Genomic DNA, 7,452 nt, shown 5'->3' with positions numbered 1-7,452 from the left:
GAGAGTAGGTCGCTGCCTTTCTTTATTCTGATCATAATATCAGAAATTATAAACCTCATACTTTTTAGTATGAGGTTTTTTTTTGTTTAAAATTTATAGTATGAAATAATATAATTATTTAGTTTCGTTATTGATATTATACTATGTTTATTTGCATAAATGAAAAAACTGTTATTTATTTTTTATTTTTCAATATTTTCAAATTCAATGTTAAGTCAAATTGGAGGTGAAAATATATATCAGTTTTTAAACTTATCTAGTTCTGCTAGACAAATCGCTCTAGGTGGTGAAGTTTTAACCTTAATGGATGATATTAATCAACCCACTTGGAATCCTTCTACGATAAACCCTGAAATTGATGGGAAATTATCTGTTAATTATTCAAGTTTTTTAGCTGGTATAAATTTAGGATCTGTTTCATATGCTAGACTAATTTCTAGAAGATTTGGAACCATTCATGGTAACATAACTTATTTAGATTATGGGTCTTTAATTGGAGCTGATGAACAAGGAAACGAAACTGGAAATTTTAGAGCTAATGATTTAGCTTTATCTATTGGTTACTCTATTAATTTACCATGGACAAATTTATTTTTTGGAGCTAATCTAAAATTCATCAATTCTGCAATATCTACTTTTTCTTCAACTGGTGTAGCTGTTGATTTAGCAGTTTTATATTATAGCCCTTACAAACCATATACTTTTACAATTGTTGCTAGAAATTTTGGGACTCAATTACAATCTTTTAATGGAACTAATGAAAAAATACCGTTTAAATTGGCTGTTGGAGCATCTTATCAATTAGAATATATACCATTAAAATGGTATCTAACTCTAGATAATCTTCAACAATGGGATGTATCCACTCCAAATCCATCTGAACAAACAACAGATTTAGAAGGTAATGTAACAGAACAAGAAATTAGTTTTTTAGATAATACCTTCAGGCATTTAATTGTAGGAGCTGAATTTTTTCCTGAAAGCTTAATCAATTTAAGATTAGGATATCATTTTAGAAGAGCAGCTGAATTAAAATTACAGAATGTTAGAACTTTTGGGGGTATTTCTTTTGGTTTTGGAATAAGAATGAATAGATTTAAATTTAATTATGCTTTTTCAAAATATCATTCAGCAACAAATGCTAGTACTTTTAGTTTAGAAATTGATTTGAATAATAGAAGATAATGAGTAAAAAAATTACAATTGCCATAGATGGTTTTTCATCAACAGGAAAAAGTACAATAGCCAAATTACTAGCCAAAAAATACAATTATATTTATGTAGATACTGGGGCTATGTATAGAGCTGTAACTCTGTTTGCAAATAAAAATAATTATGTTGGTGTAGACTTTTTAAGAAAAGAAAATTTAGTTTCTCAGTTACCTAATATTTCTTTGCAGTTTAAATTTAATAAAGATTTAGGTTTTGCAGAAATGTATTTGAATGGTGATAATGTAGAAAAAGAAATAAGAACATTAGAAGTATCTCAATTAGTTAGTAAAATAGCAGCAATTTCTGAAGTTAGAAAAAAATTAGTGGCAGAACAACAATTGATGGGTAAAGATGGCGGAGTAGTAATGGATGGAAGAGATATTGGTACTGTTGTTTTTCCTGATGCTGATCTAAAATTATTTATGACAGCTTCTGCTGATAAAAGAGCATTAAGAAGATATAAAGAATTAATTGAAAGAGGAGATAATGTAGATTATAATGATATTCTTTTCAATGTACAAGAAAGAGATAGAGTAGACTCTACAAGAAAAGATTCACCTTTAGTTAAGGCAGATGATGCAATTGAAATTGATAATTCTGATATGGGAATTAATGAGCAATTTGAGCTTATTTGTAATCTGATAGATAAAAAATTAGTTGAACTTTAAATTAGAATAAAAATCTTTCCAAGCCCAAAATTGAGCAACATAAGTTTTAGGAGATTCTAATTGTTCTCCTTTTCTATTTCCAGAAATTGCATACCCAAAGATATTCCAAATATTACCTTCATTATCGCTTAAAATATTAGGAAAATTACTGTCATCTAATAAATAAAATTCTAAATTATCTTTCTTATAATAGCTAGTTACAAAATATTTCTCTTCACTTCCTATAATAATAACTTCTTTATTATTTATAATCTTTGAGATTAATTTAGTTTTATTTTTAAATAAATTATAAGAAAATAACTCTACTCTTGTATTAATTTTTTCTTCAATAACTCCATAAATATATTGCGAATCTTGAGTAGTACTTAATTGAGGATCTGTTTCTCCAGCAGTTCTTTTATCATGATAATATACTTTAGCATCGTAGAAATATTCTTTTACAGTTTTCCAATTTGTCTCAATTAGGTTGTAATTTGAAATACTCTTTCCTGCATTTTCTTTACCAATATAAGTCATTAACATTTGTGACCAATAAAATTTTAGATCTTTATCAGCAGGAACCATATTATCTTTATATAAAAAACCAGAAGCTAGTATTTGATATATATTACCATCAATTTCTCTATTAAAACAAATTCCGCTTTTTGTTAAAGGACAATATGAAACAGCAATGTTATTATTATTAAAAACATCATTTATAACCTCAAAATGATTAGTAAAAAAATAAGGATAAACTCTTACTTCATTATTAAAACTAATTAAAGCAACTTTTTCATGATCAGAAAGTTTTTCAAAGTCTGAAACATTACCAAATTTAGGATTTACACTTAAATCATAAGTTTTTCCTCCTCCTTTAATATCGTTTTTATCTACTATCCAAATAGAAAATTCTTCTTGTTCAATGTTAGATATTATTTCATCATTATTTGAAGTACAAGAAATGAATATGAATATTAGAAATAAGTAAAATAAGCGCATTTTAGTTTTTTAATTTGACGAAAAAAACAGATTTTGCTTACAATTTAAGGAATATTAAGATACTTATGTGTTTGTAGTGATATTTTCCATTTAGGATTTTTCATTACATAATCTACAATTAAAGAAGTCATTTTTTCTTTTTTACTCCATTCTGGCTGTAAAAACAATTCACAATTCTCGTTAACTTTTGCAGCTTGTTGTTCAGCAAAATCAAAATCACTTTTATTGTGAATTATCATTTTTAACTCATCTGCTTCTTTGTATACTTCTTCTAAAGGTAATTTTGTTTTTTTAGGAGAAAGGCAAAACCAATCCCATTTTCCAGAAAAAGAATAAGCACCAGAAGTTTCAATATGAGATTTTAAATTATTTTTTTGAAGAAGATTTGTTAAATAATCCATAGACCACATTAAAGGCTCACCTCCAGTAACCACAACAGTGTCAGTATACTTTTTTGCATTTTCAACAATTTTATCTGCTATGGTTGGTGGGTGTAAATCAGCATTCCAACTTTCTTTAACATCACACCAATGGCAACCTACATCACAACCACCCACCCTAATAAAATAGGCAGCTTTACCTGTATGATACCCTTCACCTTGTATAGTATAGAATTCTTCCATAAGCGGAAGCATAATTCCTTTATCTACTAAATCTTTTGTTTTTTTATCCATTTATTTTCTTGCGGCTACAACTTCAATTTCAATTTTAGCTCCTGCAACTAAATTGGCTGCAAATGTAGTCCTTGCAGGTAAATTTTCCTTGAAAAAAGAACGATAAATTCCATTCATTTTAGAAAAATCATTAATATCAGCTAAGATTACAGTACATTTTACAACGTCATTTAAAGTAAGTTTATGATATTCTAAAACATCTTTTATATTTAGAATAGCCTGTTCAGTCTCAGCTTCTATACCACCTTCAGCTATTTTACCTGTTGTATGGTTTTTGCCTATTTGACCTGTTAAAAAGTATAAGTTATCTACTTGTACAGCATCAGAAAAAGGAACATTTTGTCTACTTTCTTCATGAGATTTATGATGTTTTACAAGAGGAGTTTGCTCTTTTTGACATCCTAATTGAATCAGTAAAGAAACCAAGAATAGTATTTTTAAATAATTTTTCATAAGATTTTGATTTTCAGTACAAATATAATCACAATAAAAAAGAAAATATTTTATTCTAATTAGTTAATAATTAAGGATTTTTTGTAAATTTGCACTCCTTTTTACGAGAACAGATTTGAAAAAGGAATTTTTTAAAACAATTTATATAACTAGCTCTTTGCGTTTTTATCGTTAAAAATCTGATTAACAAAAAGATACAAATTATTTTCAGAATATGTCTGAAGAAAACAAAGAAGTTGTAGCAGAAGAAACTACAACACAATCTACAGAAACTACTGCTGTAGAACAACAAAATCCACAAGAATTCTTAGAAAACTTTAACTGGCACAAATACGAACAAGGTATTGAAGCTGTAGATGAAGCTAAATTAAAAGAATTCGAAGAAGCATTAAAAGGTACTATTGGTTTCGTAAACGAAAGTGATGTAATCGAAGGTACTGTTATAAGAATTACTGATAGAGATGCAATTATTGATATTAACTCTAAATCTGAAGGAGTTATTTCTTTAAACGAATTTCGTTACAACCAAAACTTAGCTGTAGGTGATAAAGTAGAAGTATTAGTTGATAAAAGAGAAGATTCTTCTGGTCAATTAGTATTATCTCATAAAAAAGCTAGAGTAATCAAAGCTTGGGAACGTGTTAACAATGCTCATGAAACAGGAGAAGTTGTTAATGGTTTTGTAAAGTGTAGAACTAGAGGTGGTATGATTGTAGATGTTTTCGGAATCGAAGCATTCTTACCTGGTTCTCAAATTGATGTTAAGCCAATTAGAGATTACGATCAATATGTAGAGAAAACAATGGAATTTAAAGTTGTTAAAATCAACCACGAATTTAAAAACGTTGTTGTTTCTCATAAAGCACTTATTGAAGCTGATATCGAAGAACAAAAGAAAGAAATCATTGGTCAATTAGAAAAAGGACAAGTATTAGAAGGTGTTGTTAAAAACATTACTTCTTATGGTGTGTTCGTAGATTTAGGTGGCGTAGATGGTTTAGTACATATTACAGATTTATCTTGGTCTAGAATTAATCATCCAAATGAGGTTGTTGAGTTAGATCAAAAATTAAACGTTGTAATTTTAGACTTTGATGATAACAAATCTAGAATTCAATTAGGATTAAAGCAATTATCTGCTCATCCTTGGGAAGCTTTAGATGCTAACTTAAAAGTTGGAGATAAAGTTACTGGAGAAGTTGTTGTAATTGCAGATTATGGTGCTTTTGTAGAAGTAGAGCAAGGAGTAGAAGGATTAATTCACGTTTCTGAAATGTCTTATTCTACACACTTACGTTCTGCACAAGATTTCGTAAAAGTTGGAGATAAAGTTGAAGCTGAAATCTTAACTTTAGATAGAGAAGACAGAAAAATGTCTCTTGGTATGAAACAATTACACCAAGATCCATGGACAGATATTACTACTAAATATCCTGTTGGTTCCACACATACTGGTACTGTAAGAAACTACACTAACTTTGGTGTGTTTGTAGAATTAGAAGAAGGTATTGATGGTTTAGTATACATTTCTGATTTATCTTGGACTAAGAAAATTAAGCACCCATCAGACTTTGTAACTGTAGGTCAGCAATTAGAAGTACAAGTATTAGAATTAGATGTAGAGAACAGAAAGTTAAACCTAGGTCATAAACAAACTCAAGATAACCCTTGGGATGGTCATGAAGATACGTTTGCAATAGGTTCTACACATCAAGGTACTATTAAAGATAAAAATGATAAAGGTGCTACTGTAACTTTAGAAGGAGGAGTAGAAGGATTTGCTCCAACTAGATTCTTAGAAAAAGAAGATGGTTCTAAGTTAGGTAAAGGAGATACTGCAGACTTCGTAGTTTTAGAATTTTCTAAAGAATACAGAAGAGTAGTAGTTTCTCATACATCAATCTTTAAAGAGCAAGAAAAACGTAACGTTAAAGCTGCTGTTAAAAAAGCTGCTGAAGTAGAAAAAGTTACTTTAGGAGACATAGGTGGTCTTGCAGACTTAAAGAAACAAATGGATGCAAAAGCTAAAAAGAAAAAATAGTAATTTTTAGTTCATTTTAGTTTAAATATAGAAAAGCCACTACACTTTGTAGTGGCTTTTTTTATTCCTTATATTTGATAATATTAAAAAATACTAATCATGAAAATTAAATTTATTTTTTCTCTTTTTATACTTGTTCTAATTAGTTGTAATCAACAAAAAGAAGAAGTTTCTAAAATAAATTCTGTTGAATATTGGGGAGAAAATCCTTGGCCAGAAATAAGAAAGAAAAGAATAAATACACTTTTACCAAATGCTTTAAAAGAAGCAAATGTAGATTGTTGGTTGGTTATTTGTAGAGAAAACAATAACGATCCTTTAGCAGATCATGTTGGAGGAGAAAATGCTGGTGGTACAGCAGCTTTTTTATTTTATAATGATGATAATGGTTTTCATTCAAAGGTATTTTCTCCATCAGGAGAATCAACTGCTTTAGATGAATTAAACATACATGATGAAGTTGTACCAGTTGAAAGAGGAAAATCTGCAATAGAGCAAGCTGTTACATTTATAAAAGCGCAGAACTTTTCTAAAATTGCAATTAATTCATCTCAGTCTAACTCAACTGCAGATGGTTTATCTTATACACAAAGACAAACATTAGAATCTTTTTTAGGAAGCGATGCTAATAAATTAGTTTCATCAACAGAAGTTGTTTACAATTGGTTATCAATTAAATTACCAGAAGAAGTAGCAATTTTAACCAAAGCTGCAGAATTAACTGCTCAGTTTCAAATTGAAGCTTATCAACAAATTATACCTGGTACTTCTACAGATGCTGATATTGCTAAGTTTTTAAAGCAAAAAATGGCTGAATATGGAGTTAAAGATGGTTGGGCACCAGATCAAAATCCAAATGTTAATTCAGGGCCAGATAGAGGGCATTCTCATGCTACTGATAAAGTAATTATGCCTGGAGATGTCATTCAGATAGACTTTGGAATTAAATTATATGACAGATGGGTTTCTGATATACAACGTTTTGCATATGTTTTAAAAGAAGGAGAAACTAAAGCTCCTAAGGATATTCAGTTTTATTGGGATAGTGGAAAAGCAGGGAGTAGAGCAGCATTAGCAGCTATGAAGCCTGGAGTAAAAGGAGTTGATGTAGATAGGGCACAACGTGTTTTGATGAACAAAGCTAATAGCGAATATGTAATGTGGTCTACAGGACATCCTGTAGGTTATGTTGCTCATGATGTAGGCCCTAATTTAGGAGGTTCTCAAAGTTCGCATGTTAGACCAGCTTCTGAGAAAAAATTAAAAGAAGGAATGACCTTTGCATTTGATGGTTTTCATGCTTGGAAACGTGAAGATGGAACTGAAAAAACAATTTCTGTAGAAGAAATGGCAGTTGTTACTAAAGATGGAGCAAGATATTTAACGAAACCACAAGAAGAGTTAATTTTGATTAAGAGTCATTAGT

The 7,452-nt window shown here is 29.3% G+C and carries 7 protein-coding genes; 4 read left to right on the top strand and 3 right to left on the bottom strand.

The window, feature by feature from the left end; all coding sequences use genetic code 11:
• Positions 1-159 precede the first annotated feature (159 nt).
• Complete coding sequence (gene porQ, locus ACFOWD_RS12350; protein WP_377410973.1) at positions 160-1,185, top strand: type IX secretion system protein PorQ; 1,026 nt, start codon at positions 160-162, stop codon at positions 1,183-1,185.
• Complete coding sequence (cmk, locus tag ACFOWD_RS12345) at positions 1,185-1,880, top strand: (d)CMP kinase (protein ID WP_377410971.1); 696 nt, start codon at positions 1,185-1,187, stop codon at positions 1,878-1,880. Before porQ ends, cmk begins: the two co-directional genes overlap by 1 nt.
• Here cmk and ACFOWD_RS12340 read toward each other — a convergent pair.
• From ACFOWD_RS12340 to ACFOWD_RS12330, 3 genes are read right to left on the bottom strand one after another with little or no spacing between them, the layout of a single operon-like run.
• A complete protein-coding gene (locus ACFOWD_RS12340; RefSeq protein WP_377410969.1) occupies positions 1,866-2,858 on the bottom strand; it encodes a DUF3179 domain-containing (seleno)protein in 993 nt (330 codons plus the stop codon). The genes cmk and ACFOWD_RS12340 overlap by 15 nt on opposite strands.
• 44 nt (positions 2,859-2,902) lie before the next feature.
• On the bottom strand, positions 2,903-3,532 hold the full coding sequence (locus ACFOWD_RS12335) for a 7-carboxy-7-deazaguanine synthase QueE (protein WP_377410967.1): 630 nt from the start codon (positions 3,530-3,532) through the stop codon (positions 2,903-2,905).
• A complete protein-coding gene (locus tag ACFOWD_RS12330; protein ID WP_377410965.1) occupies positions 3,533-3,985 on the bottom strand; it encodes a RidA family protein in 453 nt (150 codons plus the stop codon).
• 214 nt (positions 3,986-4,199) lie between these two features.
• Here ACFOWD_RS12330 and rpsA point away from each other — a divergent pair, with 214 nt between their 5' ends.
• Both rpsA and ACFOWD_RS12320 read left to right on the top strand, forming a co-directional pair.
• Positions 4,200-6,026: a 30S ribosomal protein S1 gene (gene rpsA, locus ACFOWD_RS12325; RefSeq protein ID WP_377410963.1), complete on the top strand. Its 1,827-nt coding sequence runs from the start codon at positions 4,200-4,202 to the stop codon at positions 6,024-6,026.
• Between the two features lie 99 nt (positions 6,027-6,125).
• Positions 6,126-7,451, top strand: coding sequence for a M24 family metallopeptidase (locus ACFOWD_RS12320; protein WP_377410961.1), 1,326 nt, complete (start codon positions 6,126-6,128; stop codon positions 7,449-7,451).
• Position 7,452 lies beyond the last annotated feature (1 nt).

Origin of the sequence: Polaribacter marinivivus (assembly GCF_042651285.1) — a bacterium.
GTDB classification, from domain to species: domain Bacteria; phylum Bacteroidota; class Bacteroidia; order Flavobacteriales; family Flavobacteriaceae; genus Polaribacter; species Polaribacter marinivivus.
Note: the sequence above shows the minus strand (reverse complement) of the source record. Positions and strands in the feature narration are given on the sequence as shown.